Genomic DNA, 15573 nt, shown 5'->3' on the forward strand with positions numbered 1-15573 from the left:
GTCATTTGCAGGCCGGCCTCACCTGAATATCGACATATCCTAGAGAATCTCGGTCTTGGCGATGTGGATGCCAAAGCCTTCGAGGCCGACATAGTGGCGCTCGCGTGAGGCAATCAGGTTGATCGAGGAAATGCCGAGATCCTTCAGGATCTGTGCGCCGAGCCCGATCTCGCGCCATTCGTTCTCGCGCCGGCGAGCCTCTTCATGATCCTCGCGGTCGCCGCTCAGCGGGCGCTTGCGCTCCTGATGTGCGACACCGACCGAACCCTCTCTGAGATAGACGATGACGCCGCGCTTGCGCTCGCCCATCGCCTTCATGATGGCGTCGAGCCTATGGCTGGTGCCGAAGACGTCTGTCACCACATCCTCGGAATGCAGGCGCACCGGCACGTCCTCACCGTCGCGAATATCGCCGAAGACGACCGCGACGTGATGCATCGTGTCCCAGGGCAGCGTGTAGGTGAAGACCTGCGCCTTGCCGCCAAGCGTGTCGATATCGGAGCAGGCGACGCGCTCGACCAGCGTTTCCTTGCGCTGCCGATAAGCGATGAGGTCGGCGACCGAAACCTGCTTGAGACCATGCTCTTCGGCGAAAGCCTGTACCTGCGGGCCGCGCTTGACGGTACCGTCGTCATTGACCAGTTCGGAAATGACGCCGATCAGCGGCAGGCCGGCGAGCTTGCACAAATCGACAGCCGCTTCGGTATGGCCCGAACGCATCAGCACGCCACCTTCGCGCGCGATCAGCGGAAAGATGTGGCCCGGGCGGACGAAATCGGAGGCACCGACATTGCCGTTGGCGAGGTTGCGAACGGTGAGCGTGCGGTCGTCGGCGGAAATGCCTGTCGTCGTGCCATGCTTGAAATCGACGCTGACGGTGAAAGCGGTGGTGTGGGCGGAATCATTGTCGGCGACCATTGGCTGCAGGTTGAGCCGCTTGGCTTCCTCGCGCGGCATCGGCGTACAGACGATGCCCGACGTGTTGCGCACGATGAAGGCCATCTTCTCCGGCGTGCAGTGAACAGCAGCGACGATCAGGTCGCCCTCATTCTCGCGCCCGTCATCGTCCATGACGACGACGATCTCGCCGCGTTCGAAGGCCCGGATGGCTTCGACAATCTTCTTCTGGTCGTAAGGCATGGACGCTCGCTTTGCTCGCAGGGCAGTAGGGGAATAGGGCAGTAAGGCAGTAGGGGAAAGCAAAAATTTGGCTGTCTGAGCGCTGGGCGTAGCATACTGCCCTACTGCCCTACTCCCTTCCCCGTCTGTCCCCGATGCCGCAGATAATGATCGGCGATGGCACAGGCAACCATCGCCTCGCCGATCGGCACGGCGCGGATACCGACGCAGGGGTCATGCCGGCCCTTGGTCATCACCTCGACGTTGTTGCCGTCCTTGTCGATCGACTTGCGCGGCGTCAGGATCGACGAGGTCGGCTTGACGGCGAAGCGCGCAATGATCGCCTGGCCGGTCGAGATGCCGCCCAGGATGCCGCCGGCATTGTTGGACAGGAATACCGGCTTGCCGTCATTGCCGATGCGCATCTCGTCGGCATTCTGTTCGCCGGTGATGCGCGCGGCCTCGAAGCCGTTGCCGATCTCGACGCCCTTGACGGCGTTGATCGACATCAGCCCGGAAGCGATGTCCTGATCTAGCTTGGCATAGATCGGCGCGCCAAGCCCCGGCGGAACGCCGTCGGCGACGATCTCAATCACTGCGCCGACCGAGGAACCGGCCTTGCGGATGCCGTCGAGATACCGCGTGAAGACGGGGATGGAAGCCGGATCGGGGGTGAAGAACGGGTTCTCGGCGTCACCGATGAAATTCCAGTTCCAGTTGGCGCGGTCGATCGACTTCTCGCCCATCGACACCAGCGCGCCGCGCACCACCATGCCGGGCACCACCTTGCGCGCCAATGCTCCGGCTGCCACCCGCGCCGCAGTCTCGCGGGCCGAAGAGCGGCCGCCGCCGCGATAGTCGCGTATGCCGTATTTGACCTCATAGGTGTAGTCGGCATGGCCCGGCCGGTATTGGCGGGCGATCTCGCCATAGTCCTTCGAACGCTGGTCGACATTTTCGATCAGCATGGAGACCGGCGTGCCGGTGGTGATCATCGTCTCGCCGTCCTCGTCGAGCACGAAGCCCGACAGCACCTTCACCTCGTCCGGCTCGCGGCGCTGGGTGACGAACCGCGACTGGCCCGGCCGGCGCTTGTCGAGTTCGGCCTGGATCTCGTCACGCGTAAAGCGGATGCCGGGGGGGCAGCCGTCGACCACGCAGCCAAGTGCCGCCCCATGGCTTTCGCCCCAGGTGGTGACGCGGAAAAGATGGCCGAACGTGTTGTGAGACATGGAAAAGTGCCCTGCCCGGCAGGGGAGCCGGTTGAAGCCTGCCTTCTATTGGCGTTTTTTGCAGTGGTCAAACTGTCATCCCCGCCGTTTAAGTTTTGACACATTCGGCTGGTTTCTGCTTTCTTCCATCCGCCGTTGAGGATCCGCCGCCACCCAAGCCGGCGCAATGACCAAAGAGGACGATTATGCGTACCCTGATTGGCGCTGTTGCCGCCACGCTGCTGCTTTCCACCGCTGCTTTCGCCGGCCAGACCGAAGGCCTGATCAAGAAGGTCGACAAGGACGCGCTGACCCTGACGCTGGACGACGGCAAATCCTACAAGCTGAATGCCGAGACCGATCTTGACGCACTGAAGCCGGGCATGGACATCGTCATCGCTTACGACGTGACCAATGGCGAGAACGTCATCACTGACATGCAGTTACCGGACGGCGATACGAACTAAAGCTTCCAACCCAAATTGGATACATGCCGTCGGTTCGACATTACGCCGAGCCGGCCCAGCCGTCTCTTACGCGATTGCGGCCGCAAACTGCCGTGTCATTTCCAAGGCCATTTAGACCGCCTAAAGCCATTCCAGGCTCTTGCCTTCAAGCTTGAGCACGCGATCGTGCGGTATCTGCAGGTTCGCGGCCTCGTCTTCGGCCATATCAAGCACGAAGCGAAACAGCGCGCGTATGACGCCACCGTGCGTCACACAGACCGTCCTGCGGTCCATCTCGTCGAAGCAGGGCTTCACCCGTTCGAGCAGCATCTGGTAGCTCTCCGCCCCGTCACCGGGGGGCTGGAAGTTCCATTTGTCGAGTGCGCGAGACCGGCTCGCTCCGGGTGACTGCGTCTCGAGCTCGGCAAAGGTAAAACTCTGCCAGTCGCCGAAATTGACTTCAATGAGCCTGATATCGGTTCGATAGGCGAGCGGATCGAGTTTCATCGCGGCGCGGATGCGCTCCATCGTTTCGCGCGTTCGCCGCATCGGGCTGGCGACGAAATCAAAATCATGGGGATCGCCGACAAGTTCTGCCAGCCGATCCCCGTTCCCGGTCGCCTGTTCGCGGCCAAGGACATTGAGATCGGTATCGGCCTGGCCCTGAAGCCGGAACTCGGCGTTCCACGCGGTCTGGCCGTGGCGCACGATATAAACCAGCGGGTACATCAGGTCTTCCGGAGATCGGGCCAAGGCCTGGGCGGAGGATAGGCGGAGGGAATTAGTCCTTGACCGTCGAAATATCAGGCGCGTCGACCGCCTTCATGCCGACCACGTGGTAGCCGGAATCGACATGATGCACTTCGCCGGTGACGCCACGCGACAGGTCGGACAGGAAATAGACGCCGGAATCGCCGACCTCTTCCTGGGTGACCGTCTGCTTCAGCGGCGAATTGTATTCGTTCCACTTCAGGATGTAGCGGAAGTCGCCGATGCCGGACGCGGCCAGCGTCTTGATCGGGCCGGCGGAGATGGCGTTGACGCGGATCTTCTTGGCGCCGAGATCGACGGCGAGGTAGCGCACGCTGGCCTCGAGCGCGGCCTTGGCGACGCCCATGACGTTGTAGTGCGGCATCACCTTCTCGGCGCCATAATAGGTCAGCGTCAAAAGCGAGCCGCCATCGGTCATCAGCGCCTCGGCACGCTTGGCGATGGTGGTGAAGGAATAGACCGAAATGTCCATGGTGCGCAGGAAGTTATCGCGCGTCGTCTCGACATAGCGGCCGGTCAATTCGTCCTTGTCGGAGAAGGCGATGGCATGGACGAGGAAGTCGATCTTGCCACCCCAATGCCTGGCGACATTGGCGAAAACCTCGTCGAGGGTCGCCGGATCAGTGACGTCGCAATGGCCGGCGACAAAGGCGCCGAGTTCCGCTGCCAGCGGCTCGACGCGCTTCTTGAACGCCTCCCCCTGATAGGTCAGCGCGATCTCGGCACCATGATCCACACAGGCCTTGGCGATGCCATAGGCAATCGACCTGTTGTTCGCGACGCCAAGAATAAGGCCGCGCTTGCCGGCCATCAGGCCCTGTCCACCCGCCATGTGAGCGCTCTCCGCAAGGTTTCTGCTTTGTGGAGTGCCTATCGCACAGGCACACAGCCCCTTCAAGCGTTCAAACCAGACAGTTCGGGGGACAAAAGCGCTGGATCAGCCTTTTTGGCCGCGCAGCAGGGCCTCGAGCGCAGAATCCCCGCCCTCCGGCAGCATGATGCGCACATGGGCGTAGAGGTCGCCATGGCCGCCAGCTTTCTCCGGCAGACCCCTGCCCTTGAGCCGCAGGACCTTGTCCGAGCTCGACCAGGCGGGAACATTGACCGCGAGCCTGCCGGTTGGCGTCTCGACCGGCACCTTGGCGCCCAGCACGGCATCGGCCAGCGACACCGGCAGATCGGCATGCAGGTCGCGGCCCTCGATGCGGTAGCGCGGATGCCGGCGGATATGGATCTTGACCAGCGCGTCGCCAGGCTGGCCCGGGCCCTGCTCGCCCTGCCCCTTCAACCGGATGGTCTGGCCATCCTCAACAAAGGCCGGCAGTTTGACCGCCACCTTGCGGCCATCGGGGAACATCGCCGTCACCTTTTCGGCGGTCGCGGCTTCCTCGATGGTGACGTCGAGCGTGACGTTGAGATCGGCCGCCGTCGCCGGCTGGCGGCGATCGCCAGCACCCGCGCCGCGCGCGCCAGAAAAGGCGTCGCCGAAAATCTGGCTGAAAATATCGCTGTTGCCGTCGAACGGATCACCGCCAGGGCGCCCAGACCGGAATTCGAATCGCGAACCACCGGGCCCTTGCTGGCGGCGAAACCCACCGAAGGGATCGCCGCCACCGGCGGCGCCTTCAAATCCCTGGAAGCGCGGTTTGCCGTCGGCGTCGATCTCGCCGCGATCGAAGGCAGCACGATTCTTCTCGTCGCCGACGATCTCATAGGCCTGATTGGCCTGGGCAAAACGGTCCTTCGCCTTGGGATCATCCGGATTCTGGTCCGGATGATGTTTCTTGGCGAGTTTCCGATACGCCGATTTTATGTCCTTGGCCGATGCGTTCTTTGCAACGCCCAGGACCTCATACGGGTCGCGCATGCTTCGTGCCCTGGAAATGAGTTGAGTCCATACTTGCCCCTATATGCGCTCGCATAGGAAGAAATTCCAGTAGCGGCGCATCATATCAAAGGCGGAAAATCAGAGCGCCTTGAAGCCCTGCATGCGCCAGCCGCCGGCACCGGCGAGGCACAGTTCGCCTTCGAACATGGCAACGCCATCAAAGCTCTCGCGCGAGGCTTTGAAGCGGCGGCAGGTCTGGCCCCTGTCCTTCAATTCCGCCAGTTCGGTGATGGAGCCGCGTGAGCCGGTGCCGGTATTGGCCCACGGCACGGCCTGACCGCTGAGTTGCTCGATGTCGGCGGAGGACACCGCATTGCCGATCGTCGTCTGGTCGGAGTCGCGATCCGAATCGGTCGAGGCGGCCGAAGCCTGCGTGCTGCTGGTCAGGATCGAGCGGTCGACTTCGGCCTTTTCCAGGCTGAAGCCGCCTGCGCCACAGCCAACAAGCGGCAGTGCGATTGACACGATCGCCGCTTTCGCGCTGGCCGAAGCGATAACGCTCCATTGCCTGCTGTCAAAAGCTTGCGCGATACGCAACAATCGGCAACCTCCCTGATCTCGTGACAATCTGAGAAAAACTATGAGTGACACAGAGTTAACAACCAGTGACTTTACCGAAGCGGCCGAGCCGTTTCGCCTTTTTGCTGCTTGGCTGGGCGATGCCAGCAAGAGCGAGATCAACGACGCCAATGGCGTCGCGCTGGCGACCGTCGATGCCGAAGGCATGCCGGATGTGCGGATGGTGCTGCTCAAGGGGTTCGATGAGGGCGGCTTTGTTTTCTACACGAATTTCGAGAGCGCGAAGGGCCAGGAGATTCTTGGCAGCATGAAGGCGGCGATGTGTTTCCACTGGAAATCGCTGCGCCGCCAGGTGCGCATCCGCGGTCCGGTGGAGATCGTCAGCGACGCCGAAGCCGACGCCTATTATGCGACACGGCCGCGCGGCAGCCGTATCGGCGCCTGGGCGTCGAAACAATCCCGGCCACTGGAAAGCCGCTTCGCACTGGAGAAGGCTGTCGCCGAATACACGGCCCGTCATGCCATCGGCGAAATCCTGCGACCAAAACACTGGTCGGGCTTCCGCATCGTGCCGAAGACGATCGAGTTCTGGCATGATCGGCCGTTCCGGCTGCATGATCGGGTGGTCTTCTCCCGCAACGCAAAAGGTGGCTGGGACAAGACGCGGCTCTATCCCTGAGTCTGTGAAATGGCGACGTCTTCACTGCGCCTGAGCAACGAAGCTGTAGGGGGTAAGTCGGCGCTGCACCCCACCCGGCCCTGCGGGCCGACCTTCCCATCAAGGGGAGGTGGGAAGCTGAGCTACTTCTTTCTGGTCATGAAAGCGGTCAGCGCCGCGCGAGCCTCATCCGACTTCAGCCGCTCGCGGAAATGCTCGCTTTCCTCGCCGATGCGGGCAACAAGGTCGTCACGCGAGCCGCGCATCAGGTCGCGCGCGATCTTCAGCGCCTGCGGCGGCTTGGCGGCGATCTGGCCGGCAGCCGCCAGGACCGAGGCTTCCAACGCGCCCTCCTCGACCACTTCGTAGATCAGGCCAACGGCCTTCGCGCGCTCGGCGGAAAAACCCTCGCCAAGGCCGAGCAGCGCGAACGCGCCCTGCTGGCCCAGGATGCGCGGCGCCAAAAGGCTCGATCCCGCCTCGGGCACAAGACCGAGGTCGACGAAAGGCGTCCTGAACACGGTCCGAGGCGTGGCGAAGGTCAAGTCGCAATGCAGGTTGATCGTCGTGCCGATGCCGACCGCGATGCCGTCGACGCCGGAGACGATGGGTTTTTCCACCCTGGCCAGCGCCATCAGGAAATCCCAGACTTCCGTACCGCCATCGCCGCCGGTGGCCACGACCATGAAATCGGCAAGGTCGCTGCCGGAGGAAAAGGCTCCGGGGACACCAAGAAAGACATGGACCCGGATCGCCGGATCGGCGTCACCTTCGGCAAGCGCCGCCGACATCTTTGCATACATGGCGCGCGTCAGTGCGTTCTTCTTGTCCGGGCGGTTCATGCGGATGATCTGGATGGCGCCCTGGCGCTCGACGAGGATATGGTCTGTCACGGTCTTTTTCCCTGGTGAGCGCTATGAGAATTCAAGCTGATATCAGCGTCTTGCCGGCGGCAGCGAGACTTTCCGCGCCGTCGATGACGCGTTCCTTCAAGGTGCGTGCCTCACCAAGCAGGTTCTCGGCAAAGAAGCGGCACAGCACGATGCGCCCCTGATCGGCAAGACCGCCCCGCGCCAGATAGGCACCGCCGGCGGCAAGCGAGATCAGCCTCAGATACGGCGTCGCCCCCGCCAGCGCCTCCTCCGTCCGGCCATCGGCCGACAGTTCTTGCAGGAAACGCGTCGCCTGCGTCAGATCGCCGAGCGCCGCGTCGAGAGCATCGGCGGTGCGGCCGAAACCCTGCAGGTTGGAGGTGCGCACGGCGTTGGCGACCGCGGCCAATTCGCCGATGAAGCCATGCACATGCTCGCCGCCGCCGAGCGGCAGCTTGCGCATCACCAGATCGATCGCCTGGATGCCGTTGGTGCCCTCGTAGATCGGCGCGATGCGCGCGTCGCGGTAGAAGGCTGCGGCACCCGTCTCCTCGATGAAGCCCATACCGCCATGCACCTGGACCCCCAGAGAGGCGACGTCGACGCCGACATCGGTCGAAAATGCCTTGGCCAGAGGCGTCAACAGATTGGCGCGGTCGCGCCAATGCGCGGCCTGATCACCCTCCGAGACCTGCGCCATGTCGATGGCATGGGCACAGGAATAGCTGATCGCCCGCGCCGTCTGCGTCAGCGCCTTCATGGTCAAAAGATTGCGCTGCACGTCGGGGTGATGGACGATTGGCGCCATGCCGGCGCCGGCGTAACCCGCCGCCTTGCCCTGGCGGCGTTCGTTGGCATAGGCAGTCGCCTTCTGGGTGGCGGCTTCCGCCACCGCGACACCCTGCATGCCGACGCAAAGCCGGGCATTGTTCATCATGGTGAACATGCAGGCGAGGCCCTTGTTTTCCTCGCCGATCAGCCAGCCAATGGCGCCGGGCCTGGCGCCCTGGAACCCATCGCCATAGATCATGGTGCAGGTCGGCGAGGCATGGATGCCGAGCTTGTGCTCAAGGCCGGAACAGAACACGTCGTTGCGGGCACCGAGCGAGCCATCGTCGTTGACGAAAAACTTCGGAACCAGGAACAGCGAGATGCCGCGTGTTCCGGCCGGTGCGTCCGGCAGCCGCGCCAGCACCAGATGGATGATGTTGTCGGTGAAATCGTGCTCGCCATAGGTGATGAAGATCTTCTGGCCGAAAATGCGGTAGGTGCCGTCGCCGGCCGGCTCGGCGCGGGAGCGCAGGGCAGCGAGGTCCGAGCCGGCCTGCGGCTCGGTCAGGTTCATTGTACCCATCCATTCGCCGGAAACGAGCTTTACGAGATACTTCGCCTTGAGGTCTCCGGAGGCATGCTTGTCCAGCGCTTCGACCGCGCCCATGGTCAGCGTCGGGCCGATGCCGAAGGCCATGGCGGCCGAATTCCACATTTCGAGCGCGGCGACGCCAAGCATCGTCGGCAGCGCCTGGCCACCATATTCTTCCGGCCCAGAAAGCGCATTCCAGCCGCCATCGATCCAGCGGCGATAGAGTTCCTTCCAGCCAGGCGGCGTGGTGACGGCGGCATCCTTGAGCACGGCACCGTGTTCATCGCCGATCTTGTAGAGCGGTGCCACCTCCTCGGTGGCGAAACGGCCGGCCTCGCCGAGAACGGCATCGACCAGATCCTCGCCGAGATCGCCGAATGCGCCGGAATCCAGGGCGGATTTCATGCCAGCCACGTGCTTGAGCGTGAATGCAATATCCTCGACGGGTGCCCGATACATGCCTTATTCCTCCTCAGCTTCCGCCTGCCGACCCTATGGCTGGCGGAGCCGCAAAACCATCCGCCTTTGGGCGGTCTCCCATCTTCTTTTTACGTAAACGTCAAATTTTGTCACGCGGATTTTGCAATCGCGCCGGCCTGTATTAAATTCGATGAACGCCGGATCAAGTCGACCGGCGACAGACAGAACCAGCCGACCGGAACCAGCCCATGCTCGCCAGACCCGACGCCTATCGCTGCATCGAATACGGCTTGCCCTACCGCGCAACGGGTTTCTGGCATCATGGGGGTCAGCTCGAACACGGTGCGGCCTACTGGTCGGATCGCGGCATATTGTGCTCGCCGCAATGCTCTCTCGCCCACCATCGCAAACGCGCCGCCGAAGGCACGCTGCAGCAAGCCCCCGCGCCCGATCCGTTTGAATTCTAGCCGTTCAGCCGGCGATGAGCGTTCGACCTAAGGTATCGCGATGCCCAACAAACAGGCCGGTATTGTCCACACCGAAGCAGCGCAGCCCTCCATTGAGGCCGCCGTCATCCACCTTTCAATCGAGGATCAGATCGCCTTGGTGGAAGCGATTATGAACCCGCCGGAACCGAATGAAGCGCTACGCAAAGCCGCGAAGGCTTACAAACGACTTGTCGCTGAGTCCCGGTAACTCTCGCCCTCATTGTGATCCGCCAAATGCCGCTCAACCGCGGCTCCCACGCCGAAGCACTTCCTTAACCATACCGGCTCACCATCGGTGTTTGATCAACGGGGAACCCCTGTTTGAAAACGCCGGCGCATCTTCTTCGCCGCTCAGCGATCGCTCTTGCGGCGATGATGGCGCTGATATCGGCGGCAAAGGCCTCGGACTTTTCCGAGCCGTGGAAGAGTGCCGACCGCGCTTTGGTGGTCGATGCCTACGAGTACAATTCCATCGACTGGGCGCAGCTTGCCACCGACAAGCGCATCGCCGGTTTCATCAACAAGGCGTCAGACGGCATGCCCCCGCCCTATTTCTGCTTCGGCAGCGACACCGAGGTGAAGCTCTGCAAGGCGCTGTGGAAACGCCATGCGGTAACGCGCGAACTGTTCCAGACGCGCCGGGTCGTGGCCAAGGCTCTCGGCATGAAATGGGGCGCCTATCATCTCGCCCGCCCCGGCAATCCGGTCGAGCAGGCCAATAATTTCCTCGATTTTGCCGATCCTGCGCCGGACGATCTCATGGCGCTCGACATCGAGGGCATCGATCCCTCGCAGTGGATGTCGCTCGACGATGCCGAGGAGTTCGTGCGCCAGGTGCATCGGCGCATCGGCCGCTTCCCGGTGCTCTACACCAATGGCAAGACGGCCCAATACATTGCCGACAACCGCTACAAATACCGGCTCCTGTCACGGCTGCCGCTTTGGTATGCGCGCTACAAGACTGACATCGACGTGCATTTTCCAATGGGCAACTGGCAGGGCTACGCGCTCTGGCAGTTCTCGTCGCAGGCCAATTGCGGTCGCTTCCGTTGCCCCTACAGGGTTGCCGGCACGCCGGACGACATCGACGTCAACGTCGCACCGACAGACGCTGCCACGCTGCGCCAGCAATGGCCCTTTGGCGGGCTGATCGACGTGCCATCCGACTATCTTGCCAGCGTGCCTGTACCGCTCTCGCGCGAAGCAGCGCTCGCCGGCAAGGCCACCCTCATCTATGCCGATGTGGCAACGCCGCCGACCGTCGAGGAAATGGTCGCGGTGCTCGGTTCGCGCTGGTCCAAATTCAGCGACGGGTTCCGCATGCCTGTGGTGAAGACGGTGCCACGACGGCCGAGCTTCGGCATCGCGCAATACGTCGCCTGGAAGCGGACCGAGCAGCGTACACCCGAACAGCTCGACGCCGCCTTTGCCGCGGCCGATCCGCTCAGTACCGCTTCGACCGAAATCGATCGCGGCCAGCAGTAGGGCTGCTAGCTCGCCTTCTCGCGCGCCACGGCCTGCCAGCCGATGTCGCGGCGGCAGAAACCGTCCGGCCAATCGATCCGGTCGAGCGCGGCATAGGCCCGCGCTTGCGCCTCGCCGACCGTGGCACCGGTCGCGGTCACATTGAGGACGCGGCCGCCATTGGCGACCAGTGCGCCTCCGTTGATGGCGGTGCCGGCGTGGAAGACCTGGACGCCCTCGCCCGCCGCCTGTTCGACGCCACGGATGACGGAGCCTTTTTCAGGTGTGCCGGGATAGCCCCTCGCCGCCATCACCACGGTGAGTGCCGCCTCGTCGCGCCAGCGTATGGACGTGTGCGCCAGCTGGCCGTCCACGGCGGCGTTGAGCAGGACCAGCAGATCATCCCTGAGCCGCATCATCAGCACCTGGCATTCCGGATCGCCGAAACGGGTGTTGTATTCGATCAGCTTCGGCCCTTTGTCCGTGATCATCAGCCCGGCGAAGAGAATGCCGGCGAAAGGCGCGCCAAGCTCGGCCATGCCGCGCATGGTCGGCTCGATGATTTCGCGCATGGTGCGCTCGATCATTTCCGGCGTCATCACCGGAGCCGGCGAATAGGCGCCCATGCCGCCGGTGTTGGGGCCGGTGTCGCCGTCGCCGACGCGCTTGTGGTCCTGCGCCGTGCCGAAGGGCAGTGCCGTCGTGCCGTCGCAGAGACAGAAGAAGCTCGCCTCCTCGCCGGTCATGAATTCCTCGACCACCACTTCCGCGCCGGCGGCGCCGAAGGAGCCCTCAAAACAGGCATCGAGTGCCGCCCGCGCCTCGTCCAGCGCCATGGCGACGGTGACTCCCTTGCCGGCGGCGAGCCCGTCGGCCTTGATGACGATCGGCGCGCCCATCTTTTCGACATAGGCTTTCGCCGAGGCCAGATCGCCGAAACGACCATACGCGGCGGTCGGGATGTTGTATCGGGCGCAGAGGTCCTTGGTGAAACCCTTCGACCCCTCCAGCCGCGCGGCAGCTTTGGAAGGCCCGAAGACGCGGATATTTTCGGCGCGCAGATCATCGGCGATGCCGGCGACGAGCGGCCCTTCCGGACCAACCACGACGAGGTCGATTTTTTTCTCCCGGCAGAAGGCGGCGACGGCGGCATGATCGGTGATATCAAGCTTGACCAGTTCGGCCTCGCTGCCGATGCCCGGATTGCCGGGAGCCGCGCAGAGCTTGGTCAGCAGCGACGAGGCGGCGATCTTCCAGGCCAGCGCATGTTCGCGGCCGCCGGAGCCTAGAAGAAGAACGTTCATGGCCACCTCTTGATGCTAACCCTTGGAGCAACCCGCTATTGCTCTCTGGGCGGCGGGTCAAGGCATCAGGGTGTTTTGATCCGAATTGCGCACGGGAACGTTATCCCGATCTTCTGGCAACTCGATCTAGGCGGGAAACACCACCGGGAACCAGTCCTCGCGCAATTTCTGGCCCGGCTGCATGCCATGGCCGTGATAGGGCGGCGATGTGCGGCCCGGCCGCTCGACATAATGGGCATCGTCGCCGACCCAGCGCAGCGACAGCGCCCGGCGGCGTGCCGCGGTCGGGTTGCCGCGCGCGCCATGCGCGGTGCGAAAGTCGAACAGGATGGCGTCACCCGGCTCCATCTCCCATTCGAGAACCTTCATCGACGGGTCGTTGTCGGGATCCGGCACCGGCAGATAGTCGCCCTCGCCGGCATAGAAATTGCTGTCGTCCAGCCAGCGCACCGGCAGGATCATCTTGTCCCATTTGTGCGAGCCGGCGATGAGGCGCAGCGTCGCCTCCTTCACCGGGTCGATGGGGATCCAGAAGCTGACCGTCTGCTGACCATCGACGAAATAATAGGGGATGTCCTGATGCCAGGGCGTCGGCTTCTGCGTGCCGGGTTCCTTGACCAGAACATGATCATGGAAGAACTGAGCCGTGCGCGACTGCATGACCGCCGCCGCGATTTGCGCCGCCGGCGATTCGCGCACCACCTCAACGAATTCGGGAATGCGCTCCCAGTTGCAGTAGTCATCGAAGAAACTGCCGCGACCGTTGGCGATATCCGATGCGGTGGCGCTGCGGTTCTGCATGTTGCGCTCGATGCCGGCAGCGATCGTGTCGACCCAGCCCTTGAAGGCGCCGCGGATGCAAACCGCGCCGTCACGCTGGTAGTCGGCAATTGTGTCCGCGTCGATCACGGGGGCGTCCGCAGTGTGGGTGGCAGCTTGGGAAGCCATGGTGTTCTCCTCTTGGAATGAACCGACTATCGCAATCCTCTTTCATTCAGTAAAATAATAACTTTCCATCTGATATATAGACTAATCCTATGAACGTCACCCTCACGCAATTGCGCTATCTCGTCGCCGTGGCGCGCCATGGCAGCGTCACCGGCGCGGCAAAGATGCTGAACGTCTCACAGCCTTCAATTTCGGTGGCGATTGACGCTGTCGAAAAGAATTTCGGCCAGAAGCTGTTCGTCCGCCAGCGGGGGAGCGGCGTGTCGCCGACATCGTTCGGTCGCGCTTTCGTGGCCAAGGCGAGACAGGTTCTCACCGAAACGGACGAACTCGTCGGCCTGGGTTCAAGCAAATCGGCTGTCGGCGGCGAACTGGTGCTGGGGTGCTTCGAGGATCTGGCGCCATTCTTCGCACCGGCCCTGCTCCGCGCCTTTTCCGAACGCTATCCCGCGGTGAAAGTCGTCGTCCGCGACGAGACGTTCGAGACGCTTGGGCGGCGGCTTGGCGATGCCGTCATCGATCTCGGCCTCACCTATGATCTCAGCTTGCCGACACATTTCGCGCGCATCCTGCTGCACGAACTTCGCCCGCACGCGCTGTTGCCGGCGGGTCATGCCCTGGCGGACCAACCGTCGGTCAGCCTGGCGGACCTCGCCGCCTATCCGCTGATCACGACGGATCAGCCGCACAGCTGGCAGCATATGCTCGACCTGTTCCGCAGCCGCGGCCTCTCGCCGGTGGCCGACAGGGCGACGAGTTCGTTCGAACTCCAGCGCAGCATGGTGGCGAACGGTTTTGGCGTCGCGGTCAGCTATACCCGCCCGCATGGCGACCGCAGCTATGATGGCCTGCCTCTCATCTGCAAACCATTGTCGGATCCGCTGCCGATGCAACGGATCCTGCTCACCTATGACACGCATCAGCGCGTGTCGAACGCGGCACTGGCATTCGTCGAGACGGCGAGGGACTGGTTTTCCAAGCGCGACATCTTCACCTCCTGACGAGCTGATGGTCGCGCTTCATCCGCTTGCCGCTTGACGGTTTCCGCGGCTGCTGCCACTCCATGGGCATGGAACCTATCCAGTCGAAAGCCGCCCAGGGCCGTGTTGCCGATGCGCCGAACGGCCATTGGGTCTACCGCGTGCTGCCGCGCCCGATCTGGCCCTATGCGCAGCTTGCGCGATGGGACAGGCCGATCGGCTGGCAATTGCTTTTGTGGCCGTGCTGGTGGTCGGCCGCACTCGCCGCGAGCGCCTATCCGCGCCCCGGCGACCCGCTGCTCTCGCTGCTGCCAGCGCCGTGGTATCTTGTGCTGTTCCTGGCCGGCGCCATCGCCATGCGCGGTGCCGGCTGCACCTATAACGACATCGTTGACGAAGGCATCGACAACCAGGTCGAACGCACCCGCTCGCGTCCGCTGCCGTCAGGCCAGACCACGCGCCGGCGGGCTTGGCTGTTTCTTGTGCTGCAGGCCCTGGTCGGCCTTGCCGTGCTCATACAGTTCAACAGCTTCGCCATCCTGCTCGGCGTCTGTTCGCTGGTGATCGTGGCAATCTATCCATTCATGAAGCGGATAACCAACTGGCCGCAACTGTTTCTCGGCCTGGCCTTTTCCTGGGGCGCGTTGATGGGATGGGCGGTCGAATTCGGCGATCTCGATGGCCCCGCCATCATGCTCTATATCGGTTCGATCCTGTGGGTGATCGGCTACGACACGATCTATGCGCATCAGGACAAGGAGGACGACGCCATTGTCGGCGTGCGTTCGACGGCGCGCCTGTTTGGCGACAACACCAAGGCGTGGCTGGCAGGACTTTATGGCGGCACGCTGATCTGCTTCGCCATCGCCTTTGCGTCGGCGCAGGCGCCGGTGGTGGCGCTCGCCGGATTGATCGCCGCCGGCGCCCACATGGCCCGGCAGATCGCGGTTCTGGATATCAACGATCCCGACCAATGCCTGCGGCTGTTCCGGTCGAACAACCAGGTCGGCTGGCTGATCTTCCTCGGCCTGATCGGCGGCGCACTGTGGGTGGCGCTGAAGCCGCTGGTGTAGTTTTCCTTCTCCCCGTCACTATACGGGGAGAAGGTGGCGGTGTCCGAAC

General features: G+C 63.2%; 17 protein-coding genes. 7 read left to right on the top strand and 10 right to left on the bottom strand.

What is annotated here, in order from left to right; all coding sequences use genetic code 11:
- Positions 1-39 precede the first annotated feature (39 nt).
- Both ribB and aroC read right to left on the bottom strand, forming a co-directional pair.
- Positions 40-1140 carry a 3,4-dihydroxy-2-butanone-4-phosphate synthase gene (gene ribB / locus HGP13_RS27705; RefSeq protein ID WP_172231436.1) on the bottom strand — a complete coding sequence of 367 codons (1101 nt, stop codon included), beginning with the start codon at positions 1138-1140 and terminating at the stop codon, positions 40-42.
- 101 nt (positions 1141-1241) lie between these two features.
- Positions 1242-2351 (bottom strand): chorismate synthase, encoded by a 1110-nt coding sequence (gene aroC / locus HGP13_RS27710; protein ID WP_172231439.1) that lies wholly within the window; start codon positions 2349-2351, stop codon positions 1242-1244.
- A gap of 185 nt (positions 2352-2536) precedes the next feature.
- On the opposite strand from aroC, the gene HGP13_RS27715 reads away from it, so the two are divergent.
- Positions 2537-2797 carry a DUF1344 domain-containing protein gene (locus HGP13_RS27715; RefSeq protein ID WP_027041441.1) on the top strand — a complete coding sequence of 87 codons (261 nt, stop codon included), beginning with the start codon at positions 2537-2539 and terminating at the stop codon, positions 2795-2797.
- Positions 2798-2917: 120 nt separating this feature from the next.
- Here HGP13_RS27715 and HGP13_RS27720 read toward each other — a convergent pair whose 3' ends face one another.
- The 4 genes from HGP13_RS27720 to HGP13_RS27735 form a co-directional block, all read right to left on the bottom strand.
- Positions 2918-3505, bottom strand: a complete 588-nt coding sequence (locus HGP13_RS27720; RefSeq protein ID WP_172231442.1) for a histidine phosphatase family protein — start codon at positions 3503-3505, stop codon at positions 2918-2920.
- A gap of 52 nt (positions 3506-3557) precedes the next feature.
- The gene (gene fabI, locus HGP13_RS27725; protein WP_172231445.1) at positions 3558-4379 is read right to left on the bottom strand and encodes an enoyl-ACP reductase FabI; all 822 of its coding nucleotides are present in this window, start codon (positions 4377-4379) and stop codon (positions 3558-3560) included.
- Positions 4380-4484: 105 nt separating this feature from the next.
- Positions 4485-5414: a J domain-containing protein gene (locus HGP13_RS27730; protein ID WP_172231448.1), complete on the bottom strand. Its 930-nt coding sequence runs from the start codon at positions 5412-5414 to the stop codon at positions 4485-4487.
- 99 nt (positions 5415-5513) lie between these two features.
- Positions 5514-5975: an RT0821/Lpp0805 family surface protein gene (locus HGP13_RS27735; RefSeq protein ID WP_172231451.1), complete on the bottom strand. Its 462-nt coding sequence runs from the start codon at positions 5973-5975 to the stop codon at positions 5514-5516.
- 40 nt (positions 5976-6015) lie between these two features.
- On the opposite strand from HGP13_RS27735, the gene pdxH reads away from it, so the two are divergent.
- Complete coding sequence (gene pdxH / locus HGP13_RS27740) at positions 6016-6633, top strand: pyridoxamine 5'-phosphate oxidase (RefSeq protein ID WP_172231454.1); 618 nt, start codon at positions 6016-6018, stop codon at positions 6631-6633.
- A 122-nt stretch (positions 6634-6755) separates the two neighbouring features.
- On the opposite strand, the gene HGP13_RS27745 is transcribed toward pdxH, so the two are convergent.
- Positions 6756-7505, bottom strand: a complete 750-nt coding sequence (locus HGP13_RS27745; protein WP_172231457.1) for a crotonase/enoyl-CoA hydratase family protein — start codon at positions 7503-7505, stop codon at positions 6756-6758.
- A gap of 31 nt (positions 7506-7536) precedes the next feature.
- Positions 7537-9306 (bottom strand): acyl-CoA dehydrogenase family protein, encoded by a 1770-nt coding sequence (locus HGP13_RS27750; protein ID WP_172231460.1) that lies wholly within the window; start codon positions 9304-9306, stop codon positions 7537-7539.
- A gap of 209 nt (positions 9307-9515) precedes the next feature.
- On the opposite strand from HGP13_RS27750, the gene HGP13_RS27755 reads away from it, so the two are divergent.
- The 3 genes from HGP13_RS27755 (at position 9516) to HGP13_RS27765 (ending at position 11240) form a co-directional block, all read left to right on the top strand.
- The gene (locus HGP13_RS27755; RefSeq protein WP_172231463.1) at positions 9516-9734 is read left to right on the top strand and encodes a hypothetical protein; all 219 of its coding nucleotides are present in this window, start codon (positions 9516-9518) and stop codon (positions 9732-9734) included.
- 40 nt (positions 9735-9774) lie between these two features.
- Positions 9775-9963 (top strand): DUF1778 domain-containing protein, encoded by a 189-nt coding sequence (locus HGP13_RS27760; RefSeq protein WP_172231466.1) that lies wholly within the window; start codon positions 9775-9777, stop codon positions 9961-9963.
- A gap of 164 nt (positions 9964-10127) precedes the next feature.
- Positions 10128-11240 carry a glycoside hydrolase family 25 protein gene (locus HGP13_RS27765; protein ID WP_172234871.1) on the top strand — a complete coding sequence of 371 codons (1113 nt, stop codon included), beginning with the start codon at positions 10128-10130 and terminating at the stop codon, positions 11238-11240.
- Positions 11241-11245: 5 nt separating this feature from the next.
- Here the strand turns inward: HGP13_RS27765 and purD are convergent, their stop codons facing one another.
- Together purD and HGP13_RS27775 are read right to left on the bottom strand one after the other, a co-directional pair.
- On the bottom strand, positions 11246-12523 hold the full coding sequence (purD, locus tag HGP13_RS27770) for a phosphoribosylamine--glycine ligase (RefSeq protein WP_172231469.1): 1278 nt from the start codon (positions 12521-12523) through the stop codon (positions 11246-11248).
- A 126-nt stretch (positions 12524-12649) separates the two neighbouring features.
- Entirely contained in the window at positions 12650-13471 is an 822-nt protein-coding gene (locus HGP13_RS27775) for a phytanoyl-CoA dioxygenase family protein (protein WP_172231472.1), read from the bottom strand.
- Between the two features lie 89 nt (positions 13472-13560).
- Between HGP13_RS27775 and HGP13_RS27780 the strand changes: the two genes are divergently transcribed.
- Positions 13561-14472, top strand: coding sequence for a LysR family transcriptional regulator (locus tag HGP13_RS27780; RefSeq protein ID WP_172231475.1), 912 nt, complete (start codon positions 13561-13563; stop codon positions 14470-14472).
- A 68-nt stretch (positions 14473-14540) separates the two neighbouring features.
- Entirely contained in the window at positions 14541-15524 is a 984-nt protein-coding gene (gene ubiA, locus HGP13_RS27785; RefSeq protein ID WP_172234872.1) for a 4-hydroxybenzoate octaprenyltransferase, read from the top strand.
- Positions 15525-15573: the final 49 nt, after the last annotated feature.

This window comes from Mesorhizobium sp. NZP2077, assembly GCF_013170805.1.
In the GTDB taxonomy this organism is placed as follows: domain Bacteria; phylum Pseudomonadota; class Alphaproteobacteria; order Rhizobiales; family Rhizobiaceae; genus Mesorhizobium.

Coding starts and splice junctions, on each gene's coding strand:
- ribB (WP_172231436.1), bottom strand. CDS start 1,140: ATGCCTTACGACCAGAAGAAGATTGTCGAAGCCATCCGGGCCTTCGAA.
- aroC (WP_172231439.1), bottom strand. CDS start 2,351: ATGTCTCACAACACGTTCGGCCATCTTTTCCGCGTCACCACCTGGGGC.
- HGP13_RS27715 (WP_027041441.1), top strand. CDS start 2,537: ATGCGTACCCTGATTGGCGCTGTTGCCGCCACGCTGCTGCTTTCCACC.
- HGP13_RS27720 (WP_172231442.1), bottom strand. CDS start 3,505: ATGTACCCGCTGGTTTATATCGTGCGCCACGGCCAGACCGCGTGGAAC.
- fabI (WP_172231445.1), bottom strand. CDS start 4,379: ATGGCGGGTGGACAGGGCCTGATGGCCGGCAAGCGCGGCCTTATTCTT.
- HGP13_RS27730 (WP_172231448.1), bottom strand. CDS start 5,414: ATGCGCGACCCGTATGAGGTCCTGGGCGTTGCAAAGAACGCATCGGCC.
- pdxH (WP_172231454.1), top strand. CDS start 6,016: ATGAGTGACACAGAGTTAACAACCAGTGACTTTACCGAAGCGGCCGAG.
- HGP13_RS27750 (WP_172231460.1), bottom strand. CDS start 9,306: ATGTATCGGGCACCCGTCGAGGATATTGCATTCACGCTCAAGCACGTG.
- HGP13_RS27755 (WP_172231463.1), top strand. CDS start 9,516: ATGCTCGCCAGACCCGACGCCTATCGCTGCATCGAATACGGCTTGCCC.
- HGP13_RS27760 (WP_172231466.1), top strand. CDS start 9,775: ATGCCCAACAAACAGGCCGGTATTGTCCACACCGAAGCAGCGCAGCCC.
- HGP13_RS27765 (WP_172234871.1), top strand. CDS start 10,128: ATGATGGCGCTGATATCGGCGGCAAAGGCCTCGGACTTTTCCGAGCCG.
- purD (WP_172231469.1), bottom strand. CDS start 12,523: ATGAACGTTCTTCTTCTAGGCTCCGGCGGCCGCGAACATGCGCTGGCC.
- HGP13_RS27775 (WP_172231472.1), bottom strand. CDS start 13,471: ATGGCTTCCCAAGCTGCCACCCACACTGCGGACGCCCCCGTGATCGAC.
- HGP13_RS27780 (WP_172231475.1), top strand. CDS start 13,561: ATGAACGTCACCCTCACGCAATTGCGCTATCTCGTCGCCGTGGCGCGC.
- ubiA (WP_172234872.1), top strand. CDS start 14,541: ATGGAACCTATCCAGTCGAAAGCCGCCCAGGGCCGTGTTGCCGATGCG.